General features: G+C 39.0%; 15 protein-coding genes. 3 read left to right on the forward strand and 12 right to left on the reverse strand.

The window, feature by feature from the left end; translation table 11 throughout:
- The first annotated feature begins 72 nt into the window (after positions 1-72).
- A complete protein-coding gene (locus ACFQZ9_RS00235) occupies positions 73-372 on the forward strand; it encodes a HesB/YadR/YfhF family protein (RefSeq protein ID WP_198313199.1) in 300 nt (99 codons plus the stop codon).
- A gap of 257 nt (positions 373-629) precedes the next feature.
- On the opposite strand, the gene ACFQZ9_RS00240 is transcribed toward ACFQZ9_RS00235, so the two are convergent.
- The 11 genes from ACFQZ9_RS00240 to acnA all read right to left on the reverse strand — a co-directional run bounded on the left by ACFQZ9_RS00240 (position 630) and on the right by acnA (position 12,029).
- Positions 630-923, reverse strand: coding sequence for a hypothetical protein (locus tag ACFQZ9_RS00240; protein WP_498941790.1), 294 nt, complete (start codon positions 921-923; stop codon positions 630-632).
- 22 nt (positions 924-945) lie between these two features.
- Positions 946-1,374, reverse strand: coding sequence for an acyl-CoA thioesterase (locus ACFQZ9_RS00245; protein WP_198313201.1), 429 nt, complete (start codon positions 1,372-1,374; stop codon positions 946-948).
- A 26-nt stretch (positions 1,375-1,400) separates the two neighbouring features.
- Positions 1,401-3,695: an AAA family ATPase gene (locus tag ACFQZ9_RS00250; RefSeq protein WP_498941792.1), complete on the reverse strand. Its 2,295-nt coding sequence runs from the start codon at positions 3,693-3,695 to the stop codon at positions 1,401-1,403.
- A gap of 97 nt (positions 3,696-3,792) precedes the next feature.
- Positions 3,793-4,014 carry a small acid-soluble spore protein Tlp gene (tlp, locus tag ACFQZ9_RS00255; RefSeq protein ID WP_198313203.1) on the reverse strand — a complete coding sequence of 74 codons (222 nt, stop codon included), beginning with the start codon at positions 4,012-4,014 and terminating at the stop codon, positions 3,793-3,795.
- 128 nt (positions 4,015-4,142) lie between these two features.
- Entirely contained in the window at positions 4,143-4,286 is a 144-nt protein-coding gene (locus ACFQZ9_RS00260; protein WP_026576411.1) for an acid-soluble spore protein N, read from the reverse strand.
- A 66-nt stretch (positions 4,287-4,352) separates the two neighbouring features.
- Positions 4,353-4,484: an FbpB family small basic protein gene (locus ACFQZ9_RS00265; RefSeq protein ID WP_026576412.1), complete on the reverse strand. Its 132-nt coding sequence runs from the start codon at positions 4,482-4,484 to the stop codon at positions 4,353-4,355.
- A gap of 130 nt (positions 4,485-4,614) precedes the next feature.
- Positions 4,615-5,148 carry a redoxin domain-containing protein gene (locus ACFQZ9_RS00270; protein ID WP_198313204.1) on the reverse strand — a complete coding sequence of 178 codons (534 nt, stop codon included), beginning with the start codon at positions 5,146-5,148 and terminating at the stop codon, positions 4,615-4,617.
- A 135-nt stretch (positions 5,149-5,283) separates the two neighbouring features.
- Positions 5,284-6,078: a class II aldolase/adducin family protein gene (locus ACFQZ9_RS00275; RefSeq protein ID WP_498941795.1), complete on the reverse strand. Its 795-nt coding sequence runs from the start codon at positions 6,076-6,078 to the stop codon at positions 5,284-5,286.
- 24 nt (positions 6,079-6,102) lie between these two features.
- The gene (gene mtnA / locus ACFQZ9_RS00280; RefSeq protein ID WP_498941797.1) at positions 6,103-7,149 is read right to left on the reverse strand and encodes an S-methyl-5-thioribose-1-phosphate isomerase; all 1,047 of its coding nucleotides are present in this window, start codon (positions 7,147-7,149) and stop codon (positions 6,103-6,105) included.
- A 134-nt stretch (positions 7,150-7,283) separates the two neighbouring features.
- Complete coding sequence (gene abc-f / locus ACFQZ9_RS00285; protein ID WP_498941798.1) at positions 7,284-8,996, reverse strand: ribosomal protection-like ABC-F family protein; 1,713 nt, start codon at positions 8,994-8,996, stop codon at positions 7,284-7,286.
- Positions 8,997-9,320: 324 nt separating this feature from the next.
- The gene (gene acnA / locus ACFQZ9_RS00290; RefSeq protein WP_198313207.1) at positions 9,321-12,029 is read right to left on the reverse strand and encodes an aconitate hydratase AcnA; all 2,709 of its coding nucleotides are present in this window, start codon (positions 12,027-12,029) and stop codon (positions 9,321-9,323) included.
- A 320-nt stretch (positions 12,030-12,349) separates the two neighbouring features.
- On the opposite strand from acnA, the gene sspO reads away from it, so the two are divergent.
- Complete coding sequence (sspO, locus tag ACFQZ9_RS00295) at positions 12,350-12,499, forward strand: small acid-soluble spore protein SspO (protein WP_198313208.1); 150 nt, start codon at positions 12,350-12,352, stop codon at positions 12,497-12,499.
- Positions 12,500-12,537: 38 nt separating this feature from the next.
- On the opposite strand, the gene ACFQZ9_RS00300 is transcribed toward sspO, so the two are convergent.
- Positions 12,538-12,801, reverse strand: a complete 264-nt coding sequence (locus ACFQZ9_RS00300; protein ID WP_026576419.1) for a hypothetical protein — start codon at positions 12,799-12,801, stop codon at positions 12,538-12,540.
- 116 nt (positions 12,802-12,917) lie between these two features.
- Between ACFQZ9_RS00300 and ACFQZ9_RS00305 the strand changes: the two genes are divergently transcribed.
- Entirely contained in the window at positions 12,918-13,058 is a 141-nt protein-coding gene (locus ACFQZ9_RS00305; RefSeq protein WP_198313209.1) for a small acid-soluble spore protein P, read from the forward strand.
- Positions 13,059-13,156: the final 98 nt, after the last annotated feature.

The raw sequence follows: 13,156 nt of genomic DNA on the forward strand, positions 1-13,156 counted from the left end.
AATGTATTTTCCTCGATTTCTGTGAAGAATAGCAATATAATGTGTGGTAGCGATTTTAGAAAGGAGTTTCATATGAACATTCAAATTAGTAAGGATGCAGCGGCTTGGTATAAAGAGGAACTCGGCCTATCAAATGGTGATTATCTCCGGTTTTTTGCGCGGTATGGCGGGTGCAGCAACGTACAAAGCGGTTTCTCATTAGGAGTTTCCAATGAAGAACCGATAAATTTAGCTGTAAAAAAAGAGGCTGAAGGGATTATCTTTTATATTGAAGAAAAAGATGAATGGTATTTTGATGAGCATGACTTAGTCGTTGAACTGCCAGCTGGATCTGATGAGCCTGTGATTGAGTACAAAAAGGCTACTCTTTAATATTTTTAGGGAAGAACGTAATTGAGGTATATCCGTCCGAGATTTTGGAAGGACACTATTATTGAATTATTGTGAGTTGTGTCCTTCCAGGATGGTTGGAAGGACACTTTTTTGATATTCAAGAGATTTTTGTCTTTCCAGGTTTGGTGGAAGGACATTTTTTATAAATTTAAGCAAATTTTGTCTTTCCATCCCCGATAGAAGGACACTTTTTAGGAATTCCAGCAAATTTTGTCCTTCCGCTCCACGGATAAAATTTACTCCCAAATATGATCAAGCAGGCCTTCTGCCTGGAGTATTTCCTTTTGCCGCTTGCCAAGCAGGTCAAAATGGGAATAGCCATCCTTTCGATGATCAATCCATTCCTTTTTCAGTCCGTATTTACTGCCCCACTCTGCTAATTTTTCCAAATCATTGCAGCCTACTTTGGTAACGGTTTTGTATTCTGGGAAGCGGTCATCAAGCCAATAATGGGTCAAAAAAGCAATTTCACCGCGATCAATTTTCCGTTTCCACTCATTCAGTTCGTCTCTTCTAATCCCAAACGCCATCCCTGCTCACCCCTGCTACAGATTACTTTTTCTTAATTTCCTCGTATTTCAAAAACCATTCCGGAAATGCCTTCTTAAAAGAAGTTGGCCGGAAATTCTCTTTTTTAACAATGATATGGGTGGTAGTGCCAGTTGCACAAACTTCATCTTCCCCATTTACAATCGAATAGCCGTATACGGTTTTAATGCCGTCGTTCAATTCCACCCATGTTTTCACAAAACCCTTATCCCCATAGCGGAGAGGTTTTTTATAGGTACATTGAACATCATAAACCGGAGCAAAAAAACCTGCTTCCTCCATAGCAACATAGTTATAGCCAAGGTCTTCAATGATGCCTGTCCGGCCAAGCTCAAAAAATTTTAAGTAATTTGCGTGATAGATGACCCCCATGGCATCTGTATCCGCATAGTATAGCTGTATTTCTCTTGTTGAAACAAAATATTGATCCACTTTCAACCATTCCTTTTATTTAATTTCTATTTTTTTAAGGCGACCGTTACATCTTCAGGCGTAATAAAATTGACCTGTTCTGCTAGTTCTTCAACTAATCGATCCTTCATCAGCCGTAGTGCCTGAGCTTGAATCATTTCATCTACTAAGTTTGTTGCAAAACGTCCATTACCGTTGAATTTTTTCGCATCTAGAGTATCTTTTAATAATTCACGAGCTTCACTTATGATTTGATATTGAAAACCTTCTGCATAGGCTTCCATGATTGCTAATAGTTCTTCCGGTGAATAATCAGGGAAAAGAAAGAACTTCTTAAATCTCGACCTTAGTCCTGGATTGCTTTCAAGGAGATGATCCATTTCATTTGGATAACCTGCCAGAACCACCACAAGATTTTCATTTTGCTTCGTCATTTCATCCACCAGTGTATCGATGACTTCTTTTCCAAAATCATGGCTAGAATGCCCCAGCAAGGAATAAGCTTCATCAATAAATAGAACTCCCCCTAATGCTTCTCTGATTTTCTTTTTCGTTTTACCAGCTGTTTGTCCCACGTATCCGGCCACAAAATCTGCCCGGCTGGCAACGATTAAATGGCCTCTTTTTAAAATGCCGCAATCCCGTAAGAGTTCAGCATAGATTTGCGCTACCGTTGTTTTACCTGTTCCGGGGTTTCCTGTAAAAACCGCATGTAGCTGTATAGGAACGGTTGGAAGCTGCTGCTTTCTTCGATATTGCTGCATTTTAACGAAAGAGATGAGGGATTGAATCTCATCTTTTAATGATTCCAGGCCAATTAAACGACCCAATTTAACATAGGGGGAAATCATATTCTCCGTTTTTTCAATTAAGAAGTCTTCTTTCCCCAGAATCATGAAATGAAAAAACTCTGGAATATTTTCTTTGGAGCCCTTTTTAAATATCGCATCTAAAACAATGTTGCGGACGGTCCTGGCGTTCCCAAAGGTATCATCTACCCGTTCTTTCTCCAGCCGATGCTGAATTTCGATTTTGGCGTCTTCAGTCAAAACATAGTCATTCTCATCCGCAATTTTTTCAGCAATCATTACTAACTCTTCATTTGAATAGTTTGGTAAATGGAGAAGATTGGATTGTGGAAAGCGGCTGCGTAATCCAGGATTGGCATCTAAAAACGAGCGCATCTCTTCCGGATAGCCGGCTAAAATAACGGCAAATCTTCCGCCATATTCCTGCCCTGTCATAAGCGAAACAAGCGTGTCAATCGCTGTTTGACCATAGTCATTTCCTGCCTGCCCTTCACGTTTCAAGCTATAAGCTTCGTCAATAAAAAGCACCCCGCCAATCGCCCGTTCCACAACAGTCCGGACATTTTCTTCCGTTTGTCCAACATAGGAACCTACTAATTGTGCACGGTCCACTTCGATTACTTCCTCCCTCGGTAAAACTCCGAGCTCGTGGTAGATTCTAGCAAGTAATCGGGCAATGGTTGTTTTACCGGTTCCGGGATTTCCGGTTAGGACCATATTAAGAATTAACTCATCCTTTATGTGAAATCCATGTTCTTTGCGGTGTTTTTGATATTTCAAAAACCGGTAAAAATCATTTACTCGTTTTTTCACCTGTTCCATGCCAATCATTTCATTTAATTGGTCAAGTGCATTTTTTTCAAGTTTACTTTCATTCGGTTTTATCTCGAGGAAAAATGTCTGCCACCGCTTTTTTAGTTCTTCTAATGCGGATAATTGGGTTTTTAATTCCTCGTAATAGGTGGATGTATGAAAGACTCCTGTAATCGATTGATCGTATTCTATTGCTGCTTTGTGGAGGTTTCCCACGATTTTAACGGCTTCTTGAAGATATTCGGAAAGTAATAGGTACTTTTCATAGAGCTCTATGTTATCAATTGATGATGCAATGTCCCTATTGTTTTCGAGTTCTTTTAGATGCTCATCCGTTTCTTCTAAAAAAACTGTGCAAATATGTATATATTCTTCTGCAATTTTCTTTTTAGCTGTCCGATTATCTGTTTCTCTGATGGAGGGAAAGGAAAGTGGGGTAAGTAAATGCTCTTTCTTTTTCCATTCAAATTGGATGAAAAATTCTTTTGCTTTTGTATTGGTTGGATCCAATTCAAGAGCTTTCTCCATCATGAGGACTGTGAGAGTTTGGTGCTGATTGCGGCCAATCCGTGAAAGAGCAGTAAGGGTAAGCAGTTTTGAAAGAAGCTGTGGATTGCTTTCCTTTTGTAATGCCTCGATTAGTTGGCTTTCCTCTGCAATATAGCCTTTATCTCTAAGCTCGGTTTCCCAGTTTACCATTTCTTGTTGAATCACCTTCATCACTTCTTTTTCCTAATTTCCTTTTCTATATTACCATAAGCACTTGTGATTCAGGAAATTAAAAAGAAAGACCTGCCGCAAAGGACAGGTCTTTCGATTATTGATTGATTTCATCTTGAATTTCAGATTTAAATGATTGAATACTTTCACGGCGGCGGTCATTTTTTGCTTCGATTTGCTGGCGTTGTGTTTCGCTGTCGGTAAATTGTAGGGATTCTTCTGCTTGATGGATATTTTGTTCCGTGTCAGAAATCATCTTTTGTAATTTTTCAGCGTTATCGCTGCGATCATCTGGTTTTGGCTGGTTGTTATAAGTCATTTTAAATTCCTCCAATTAAAGTTGTTCGTGATACAGATATAGTTTGTAACGAAGCGCGAAAAATATCACAAAAATTTAAAACAAAAAAAGACCCGCTGCTAAGTGGTTAGCGACGAGTCTTGATTTCATTATTCGCCTTTTGTTTGGATTACCTGGGCGTGTTTGCCAGATGTATCCTGCATTTTTTTTCCTTTGTTTCCGCCAAAGCCACGTGATTGTGTACCAATATGGTTAGGAACAAAATGTTCACCTTTTCCATTTGCATTCGTCATTTGTATCCCTCCTCTTTTACAGTTTAACCTGTTTGGAGGAGTTCATAATTGGTAATGACTGAAAGTTTATTCAGCTTTTCCTAGGCGTTTTGCTTCAATACGTTCTTCGATTTTTTCCAATGCTGCATGATCCTTCATTAATTGATTTTTATTTTCAGAGACAAGCTCTGCAAATGAGCGTTTTCTTGGTTTTCTCATGTCTATCACCTTCCTTGCTAACTATTCTATCAGGTATTATGCCCAAAAACCGATGAAATTATTACAACTTTTTGAAAATTTTATTATTTAAACTAGTTAAAAGAAAAACATTGGCTAGTTGGCCAATGTTTTAATGTAGCTTATTCGCAAATTGTTTCATTTGCGCTAATTCCATTCCACCGGTAAATTTATTTTCAATGATTCCTTTTCTATTAATAAAATACGTTGTTGGTATTGATAAAATTTGATACGTCTCATTTACATGATCGTCCTCATCTAGAAGAATCGGGAAGGTAATTTTATTTTTATTAACAAAACCTTTGACATCTAATTGCGGATCAATATTAACGGCAAGAATGACAAGGTCTTTATCTTTTTCTTTATAGAATTTTTCCATCGCAGGCATTTCTGCTTTACAAGGAGGACACCAGGTTGCCCAGAAGTTTAGCATTACTTTCTTTCCTCTTAAATCAGAAAGCTTAATTTTATCTCCTGCAAGGGTTTTTAATTCAAAATCAGGTGCTTTTGCCCCGACTTTCAGTCCATCTGAAGCAGTTGTTTGTGTTGTTGTGCTTTCGGGCTCTGCCTTTTTATCCATCGCTTGAACAATTGCTACCGTTAGCAAAGTGATTAATACGACTGCGGCAATTACTTTTTTAACCATCCCCGAAACCTCCTTCGTCCCAATGTTGTGCTATTTCGATTTTACACTATAAACTCTGTTGAAACAAAGATTGGATATGCCAAATCTGTGAACATTTCCTGTTCAAAAGAAAAAGCAAGCTCAGGTGGCTTGCTTTTAATCCTGTATTTTTAAAGCTTCTATCACATTTTTCGATACCTTTTCAATAATCAAATTTAAATCATGGTCAGATAATGAGTATTCTACACCCTTGGATTTTTTTATGGCGTGGGATCCTTCAGGAGCGTCAGAACCAATCGGTGTTTCGCCCATGATTCCCATTGCTATTTTCATTTCAACAAGTCTCTGTACGTGCTTTTTCGAAAGTTCACGATCACCATTCATTTGTTTACTAATCCAATTGATTTTTGCGCTAAATTCAAGTGATTCCATCAAATAATAGGCATGCTCCAAACTTGTTCCCCATGTTAGAGCGCCGTGATTTTCGAGTAGCACCCCTTGATGGGTATGCACATGCTTTTTAACGGCATCTGGAATTTCCTCCGTTGATGGTGTACCATATTCCGCAATCGGAATATTCCCTAAGTAAACAACAGATTCGGGCATGATGGCTTGATCAAGCGGGATTCCAGCAATTGCAAACGCTGTTGCATAAGGTGGGTGAGCATGAACAACAGAATGAATATCTGGACGTTCTCGATAAACAAGCAGATGCATTTTCATTTCGGAAGTGGGTTTAAAATCTCCTTCAAGAACATTTCCCTGACCATCGACCTTCACAATCATTTCCGGCGTCATATAACCTTTACTCACCCCGGTAGGTGTAATGAGGAATTCGTTCTCGCTGACACGAGTGGAAATGTTGCCATCATTTGCGGCAACAAAGCCTTTTTGATAAACCCTTTTTCCGATTTCACATATTTGCTGTTTAAATTTAATTTCCGTAATCATTGGCACCCTGCCTTCCATTCTTTATCATTGAAAAAGTTTTGGAAGCTCTTCTTCGTAGTTACCTGATAGTATGCCCTTTTCTGTAATAATAGCTGTAACGAATTCATGCGGTGTCACATCAAATGCCGGGTTAAATACTTTTACACCCTCTGGAGCAGTTCTTTTACCAAATCCCTCAGTAATTTCAGATGCATCCCTTTCCTCGATTGGAATATCAGCACCTGTTTTCGTTTCCAAGTCAATGGTTGAAATCGGAGCAGCAACGTAAAAAGGTATATTATGTGCCTTTGCCAGCAGAGCAACTCCGTACGTACCAATTTTATTCGCGACATCTCCATTAGCAGCGACACGGTCACAGCCAACGATAACTGCCTGTACCCAGCCTTTTTGCATGACCATTGCCGCCATATTATCAGTTATTAAGGTTACATCGATTTCCGCCTGCATCAGTTCCCATGCCGTTAAGCGTGCTCCTTGCAGAAGTGGGCGAGTTTCATCGGCGAATACTTTTATATCCCAGCCTTGTTCTTTTGCTAAATAAAGCGGCGCAAGTGCTGTACCGTACCTTGCAGTGGCAATTCCGCCAGCATTACAGTGAGTAAGGATGCCCATTCCGTCATGTAAAAGGGTAAGCGCATGCTCGCCGATGGTTCGGCAAACTTCTTCATCTTCGTTTCGAATGAAGTGTGCTTCTTGTTCAAGCGCTTCTTTTATTTGTGCGACAGGGCGAGCTTTTTCCTTTTTAGCTCTCTCATCCATCCGTTTAAGCGCCCAGAATAAATTCACTGCCGTTGGTCTCGAAGTCGCCAGGTAATCCGATTGCTTTTTAAAAGCAGTATAAAAATCATCAAATGAATGATCTGGGGCATCTTTAATTCCGAGCAATAAACCATAGGCAGCAGCAATCCCGATCGCAGGTGCTCCGCGGACCTTTAATTGCTTAATGGCATCCCAGGCATCTTCAATTTTTGTAATCTCTAGAAATTCCGTTACATTAGGAATTTTTGTTTGGTCAAGTATTTTCAATACACCATTTTCGAAGAAAACTGATTGTAAAAATGTTTCTGTCATGTTTAACCCATCTCCTCTTTAATCTAAACAAATACTCGATTTCATGAATTATTGCTTCCCTAGTAATTTTATCAATATCTTCGATAGATGCAAGACTTTTCATTATCCTTTTAATTGGTTGAATTGCTAGAAAATTACCTGATAAGATCCTTTTTTTGAGCTAAAAGCTCTTTGAATTCACGATCCAATTCAATATATTTCGGATGATTTTGATCAAGAAGCGATAATTCTCCAATTACGGTTGCTAATCGATTCTCAATGACCAATAATTCCTCTTTTTTACTGGCCTTTTCAGTGGTTTTTTCCTTATTCAGATATTCTTCCGGTTTAATCTCAAGGCGCTGGATTTTTTGATTTTCAAAAACTAAAAGCTTATCGCATATTTTATTGAGAAAAAAATGATCATGAGACACCGTAATAATAGTCCCAGTAAATTCCGCTAATGTTTTTTCTAATTGTTCCCTGCTTGGCAAATCAAGATGATTGGTTGGTTCGTCTAGGATAAGAACATCATATTCTTTCATAAGCATATCCACCAATTTCACTCTTGTACGCTCACCTAAACTAAGGGTGGCAATTGGCTTGGTGATGAGCTCCTCTTTTAATCCAAGATTGGCTAATAAGGTTCTGGCGCGGTAAAGGTCTTTCCGCTCGGTAAGGCCAAATGCTTCAATCGCTGTTTTTTCTTCTGGCAGGTCGTGAACATCCTGACTAAGATAAGCAATTTTAATCGAGTCACTTTTCCAAACCATCCCGTGCGAAGGCGGTTCTTGATCTAAAACCATTCGGATTAATGTGGTTTTCCCACAGCCATTTTCGCCAAACAATCCGATTCGTTCCCCGTGGTTTATATAGAAATTAGTGTCCCGAAACAGGGTCCGATTCTCATAGGTCTTTCCTAAATCCTTTACCTCAATGATTCGTTTTCCTCTCTTTCCTTCGGCTTCAAACTGAAAGCGAACCTTTGCTTCTTCTGCGGGTTTCTCAATTTTACTTTTACTTAATTCATTTTGTAGCCGTTTCATTTTCGATTTGAGCTGACTATCACGCTTTTTCGCCTTAACGCGGTGATATTCCTTTAAACCAAAATCCCTTCCCTGCTTTGTTGAATTGCGGTGTGCTTGATCAGACCAAGATTTTAATTGGTCTATTTGTAATTCGATTTTTTCCTGCTTCTTCTGCTGAACGGTATATTTATGAAGCTGGTCCTCCGTCCTTTTTTGTTTTTCCTTACGATATTCACGATAATTTCCGTTGTAAAAATTAAGTTTCTTATTTTCTATTTCAATAATTCGATTTACAGTTTTATCTAAAAAATAACGATCGTGTGAGATGATTAATACCGGTCCCTGAAATTTTTTCAATTCAGCAACTAACCAATTAATCCCCTTTAAATCTAAATGATTGGTCGGTTCATCTAGGATTAAAAAATCTGGCTTGCTGGACCAAATCAGAGATAGCGCAAGCTTTAACTTCTCACCTCCGCTTAAATTCTCTAACCGGTGCTCCTCCCAATCATAGACCTTTCCAAGGCCTAGCTCACTTGTATGTTCGTATAAATCATTTTTTTCCACCAAGGAACTGCCAAAGCTCGTAAATTCATAATCAATGGATTGTGAAAGAAAACCAATCTTACAGTCATTCGCGATTTCAATCGTTCCTTTGTCCGGTTTTAGCCTGCCTAAAATTAAATTTGCTAGTGTAGTCTTTCCTGTCCCGTTATAGCCGACTAAACCGATTCTTTCTTCCTTTTTTACCTCGAAATCAACTTGGTCAAATATTTTTCTTGCATCAAAGCTTTTTTCTATTCCTGTTGCCTTTAAAACTGTCATGGATTCATTAAACATAAAAAAACCCCCTTCAATGAACCTGAAGAGAGTTATGTCACATTTATAAGAAGTTCCCAAAAAATGCGCAGAAAAAAACCTTTTAAGGCATTTAAGGGTAAAATCAAATTATGGACGTAAAAAGGACAGATTAATCCTATTCTTCAGGTTCATCATTTTTCGGTTATTCGAAATATGAGCTGAATCATAAGATTAAAACTTCATGCCTCTTTATCATTCCTTTTCGTTTAGTAATACTATATTATGGTATTCTCTTTGAAATTGTCAATTCATTTCTTGTAAAAAACCACCATGCCTGATTGACATGGTGGTTTTAACATAAGATTACGCTTCTTGTAATTTTTCACGTAATACCATTTGTAGAATACCGCCGTGACGGTAGTAGTCGATTTCAACTTCAGAGTCGAAACGTACAACTACTTCGAATTCTTTTTTGTTTCCAGCTTCGTCAGTCGCAGTAACTTTTAGAAGATCACGTGGTTTTACGTTTTCGTCTACTTGTACTTCGAATGTTTCTTTACCAGTTAAACCAAGTGTTTCAGCGTTGTCGCCTTCTTTAAATTGAAGTGGAAGCACGCCCATTAACACAAGGTTTGAACGGTGAATACGCTCAAAGCTTTCAGCAAGAACTGTTTTAATGCCTAAAAGGTTAGTACCTTTGGCAGCCCAGTCACGTGAAGAGCCCATTCCGTAGTCTTTACCAGCAATAACCATTAAGCCAGTGCCGTTTTCTTTGTACTTCATGCAAGCATCGTAGATAGATGTAACTTCGCCAGTTGGCCAGTAAGTTGTGAAGCCACCTTCTGTGCCAGGAGCAATTTGGTTACGAATACGGATGTTCGCAAATGTTCCGCGCATCATAACTTCATGGTTACCACGGCGAGAACCGTAAGAGTTAAAGTCACGTGGCTGAACGCCTTTTTCTAATAGATATTTACCAGCTGGAGTATTTTTACCAATAGCTCCTGCAGGTGAAATATGGTCAGTTGTTACAGAGTCACCGAACTTACCAACAATACGAAGACCTGTTAATGGTTCTACTTTGCCAGGCTCTGGTGATAATCCTTCAAAGAATGGCGGATTTGCAATGTAAGTAGAATCTTCATCCCAAGTGTATAATGGCTCATTGCTTGTTTTGATTTCGTTCCAACGTTCGTTATCACCAAAGACATTTTCATATTCTTTACGGAATAGTTCTGGTGTAACGGTACGTTTAACAACATCATTTACTTCAGCAGTAGACGGCCAAACATCCTTGAAGAATACATCGTTGCCATCTTTATCTTTTCCGATTGGCTCGTTAGCAAAGTCAATGTTCACTGTACCAGCAAGTGCATATGCAACAACTAGCGGTGGTGAAGCAAGGTAGTTTGCTTTTACAAGCGGATGAATACGGCCTTCAAAGTTACGGTTACCTGAAAGTACAGATGTAACTAGTAGATCGTTTTCAGCGATTGTTTTTTCGATTTCTTCTTTTAAAGGACCGGAGTTACCGATACATGTTGTACAGCCGTAACCAACAAGGTTAAAGCCAATTTGCTCTAAGTATGGAAGTAAACCGGAATCGCGAAGGTAACCAGTTACGACTTTAGATCCTGGTGCTAAAGAAGTTTTTACAAACTTAGGAACTTCCATTCCAAGTTCAACAGCTTTCTTCGCAACAAGTCCTGCGCCAACTAGAACGTATGGGTTAGATGTATTTGTACAGCTTGTAATCGATGCAATTGCAACTGCACCCGTTTTAATATCTGCTTCGTCGCCATTGTTAAACTTAATGGTAGCAGATTTCTCAAGTTCGTCAGCTTGTAAGCCAAAGCCTTGGTTTCCTTGAGGAGCAGATACCGCTTTAACGAACTCTTCTTTCATTTTTGAAAGAGGGATTAAATCTTGTGGACGCTTAGGACCAGAAAGATTCGCTTCAATCGCAGAAAGGTCGATTTCGATTACACTTGTATAAACTGGCTCAACAGATGGATCAAAGAATAATCCGTTTGCTTTGCAGTATTGTTCTACTACATTTATTTGTTCTGCATCACGGCCAGTTAGGCGTAAGTATTCAAGGGATTCCCCATCGATTGGGAAGAAACCACATGTTGCACCATATTCAGGAGCCATGTTTGCAATGGTAGCACGGTCAGCAAGTGGTAATGTAGATACCCCAGGTCCGAAATATTCTACGAATTTACCAACTACACCATGCTTACGAAGTACTTGTGTTACTTTAAGAGCAAGGTCAGTTGCAGTTGCCCCGTTTGGAAGCTCACCTACTAATTTAACCCCAACTACTTCAGGAACAGGGAAATATGAAGGCTGTCCAAGCATTCCTGCTTCAGCCTCGATACCGCCAACGCCCCAGCCTAATACTCCAAGACCATTGATCATGGTTGTATGAGAGTCAGTACCTACTAGTGTATCTGGGTAAGTTTCTAATTCGCCGTCCACTTCAGCAACATGGACAACATCTGCTAAGAATTCTAAGTTTACTTGGTGAACGATACCAGTTGCAGGCGGCACGGCACGGTAGTTGTTAAAGGATTTTTGTGCCCAGCTTAAGAATTGGTAACGCTCAGCATTACGTTCGAATTCATAATCCATGTTAATTCTTAATGAATCAGCTGAACCATATGCATCTACTTGTACAGAGTGGTCGATAACAAGGTCAACTGTTTTTTCTGGATTAATTTTGTCTGGGTCTCCACCAAGGTCAGCCATTGCTTTTCTTAAGGAAGCAAGGTCAACGACAGCAGGAACACCTGTGAAGTCTTGAAGAATAACACGAGCCGGTTTAAATGGAACATCTACTTCTTTTAGCTCGTTTGTTCCCCATTTTGCTAAGTTTTCAACATGCTCTTTTGTAATAACACGGCCATCATATTGGCGAAGTACTGATTCAAGTAGTACTTTTACGGAATAAGGTAATTTCGAAACCTTTCCAATACCAGCTTCTTCTAACGCATTTAAACGATAATAGTGATAACGTTTACCGTTTGCTTCAAAAGAAGATTTTGCGTTATAAACATCATTTTTTACCATGAGTTTAACCCCCTCATTCTTAACTAAATACAAAAATAAACGAAAAGTGTGAATATTCTCTTTTACCCCAACTTTTCTCACAATTCTTATCTTAATACAACCTTTAACATAAGTAAATAACAAGAAAGTTATTGTAGTCGATAAGTTTTACTTATACTCTTTCATAAAAAGAGTTCGAAATATTTTGAAAATGTTATAGGGCTAAGATGATTCTCCTTTGTCGGGAATTCTTTGTACTCGTTATTATTATGTCAAAAAAACTTTTTGATGTCATGTTTTTAGGCTCAAAGGAAATATTAACAGATAAGGAGGTGGTTGGTATGGGAAAACGCAAGGCGAATCATGTCATTCCGGGAGCAAATGCAGCGAGCGCTCAAGGACAAGGTGCAGGATTTAACGAAGAAATCGCAAAAGAGCCGTTGACAGTAAAAGAGAGAATGAACAATAAAAAACGAAAAAAGAATCAATAAAGCAGGAGGTCTCCCCCCTGCTTTTATTTTGCCTATTCCTATTGGTTTACTTCCGAAACCATTGATTGAAGATCTTGCTGAAAGCGTTCCAGCTGGGCTCTTTGGTGTTCAGAGGCAACTTCTAATGCATTTTCAATTTGCTGATAAGCTTCATTCACTTCATCTTTCAAATGCTTCAGCTGATGACCGTAACTTGCACTATCGGTAACAATATCATAATAAAGACCTTGAGCATTTTCATATCCCTGCTGGGCAGCCTGGAAAGCCTGTTGTTTGTCCTTATGGTAAGGATTTTTTTGCATATCTATGTTTCACCCCTTCATTTTATTTACCGTTAAATTGCACAGAACCCAAAAAAATATTCAGGCATGAAAAATTGGTCTTCACAGCATCCTAATAAAAGAGGAGGGATGAAAAAATGGTGAACAAAAACGATGGTAAAGATATGCGTAAAAATGCTACAAAACAATCCGGCCAGCCGGAACCAATGAGCGGTTCTCATAAAGTGAAGAATCGCAATCATACGCGGGCCAAGCATAACTCGCACCATGATATGTAGAAAAGCGGATGCGCCTTGGTCAGCCTAAGGCAAGTGCTGGAGGACCAGGCGCTTAAGCTGGACAATTCTCAAAGTCGAAAATTTATTATAGAAGTTAA

It is taken from the genome of Neobacillus sp. GCM10027624 (genome assembly GCF_042675345.1).
GTDB classification, from domain to species: Bacteria; Bacillota; Bacilli; order Bacillales; family Cytobacillaceae; genus Neobacillus; species Neobacillus cucumis_D.

Coding starts and splice junctions, on each gene's coding strand:
- mtnA (WP_498941797.1), bottom strand. CDS start 7,149: ATGACAGAAACATTTTTACAATCAGTTTTCTTCGAAAATGGTGTATTG.
- ACFQZ9_RS00300 (WP_026576419.1), bottom strand. CDS start 12,801: ATGCAAAAAAATCCTTACCATAAGGACAAACAACAGGCTTTCCAGGCT.
- ACFQZ9_RS00235 (WP_198313199.1), top strand. CDS start 73: ATGAACATTCAAATTAGTAAGGATGCAGCGGCTTGGTATAAAGAGGAA.
- ACFQZ9_RS00275 (WP_498941795.1), bottom strand. CDS start 6,078: ATGATTACGGAAATTAAATTTAAACAGCAAATATGTGAAATCGGAAAA.
- ACFQZ9_RS00305 (WP_198313209.1), top strand. CDS start 12,918: ATGGTGAACAAAAACGATGGTAAAGATATGCGTAAAAATGCTACAAAA.
- ACFQZ9_RS00265 (WP_026576412.1), bottom strand. CDS start 4,484: ATGAGAAAACCAAGAAAACGCTCATTTGCAGAGCTTGTCTCTGAAAAT.
- abc-f (WP_498941798.1), bottom strand. CDS start 8,996: ATGTTTAATGAATCCATGACAGTTTTAAAGGCAACAGGAATAGAAAAA.
- ACFQZ9_RS00270 (WP_198313204.1), bottom strand. CDS start 5,148: ATGGTTAAAAAAGTAATTGCCGCAGTCGTATTAATCACTTTGCTAACG.
- tlp (WP_198313203.1), bottom strand. CDS start 4,014: ATGACTTATAACAACCAGCCAAAACCAGATGATCGCAGCGATAACGCT.
- acnA (WP_198313207.1), bottom strand. CDS start 12,029: ATGGTAAAAAATGATGTTTATAACGCAAAATCTTCTTTTGAAGCAAAC.
- ACFQZ9_RS00240 (WP_498941790.1), bottom strand. CDS start 923: ATGGCGTTTGGGATTAGAAGAGACGAACTGAATGAGTGGAAACGGAAA.
- sspO (WP_198313208.1), top strand. CDS start 12,350: ATGGGAAAACGCAAGGCGAATCATGTCATTCCGGGAGCAAATGCAGCG.
- ACFQZ9_RS00250 (WP_498941792.1), bottom strand. CDS start 3,695: ATGAAGGTGATTCAACAAGAAATGGTAAACTGGGAAACCGAGCTTAGA.
- ACFQZ9_RS00260 (WP_026576411.1), bottom strand. CDS start 4,286: ATGACGAATGCAAATGGAAAAGGTGAACATTTTGTTCCTAACCATATT.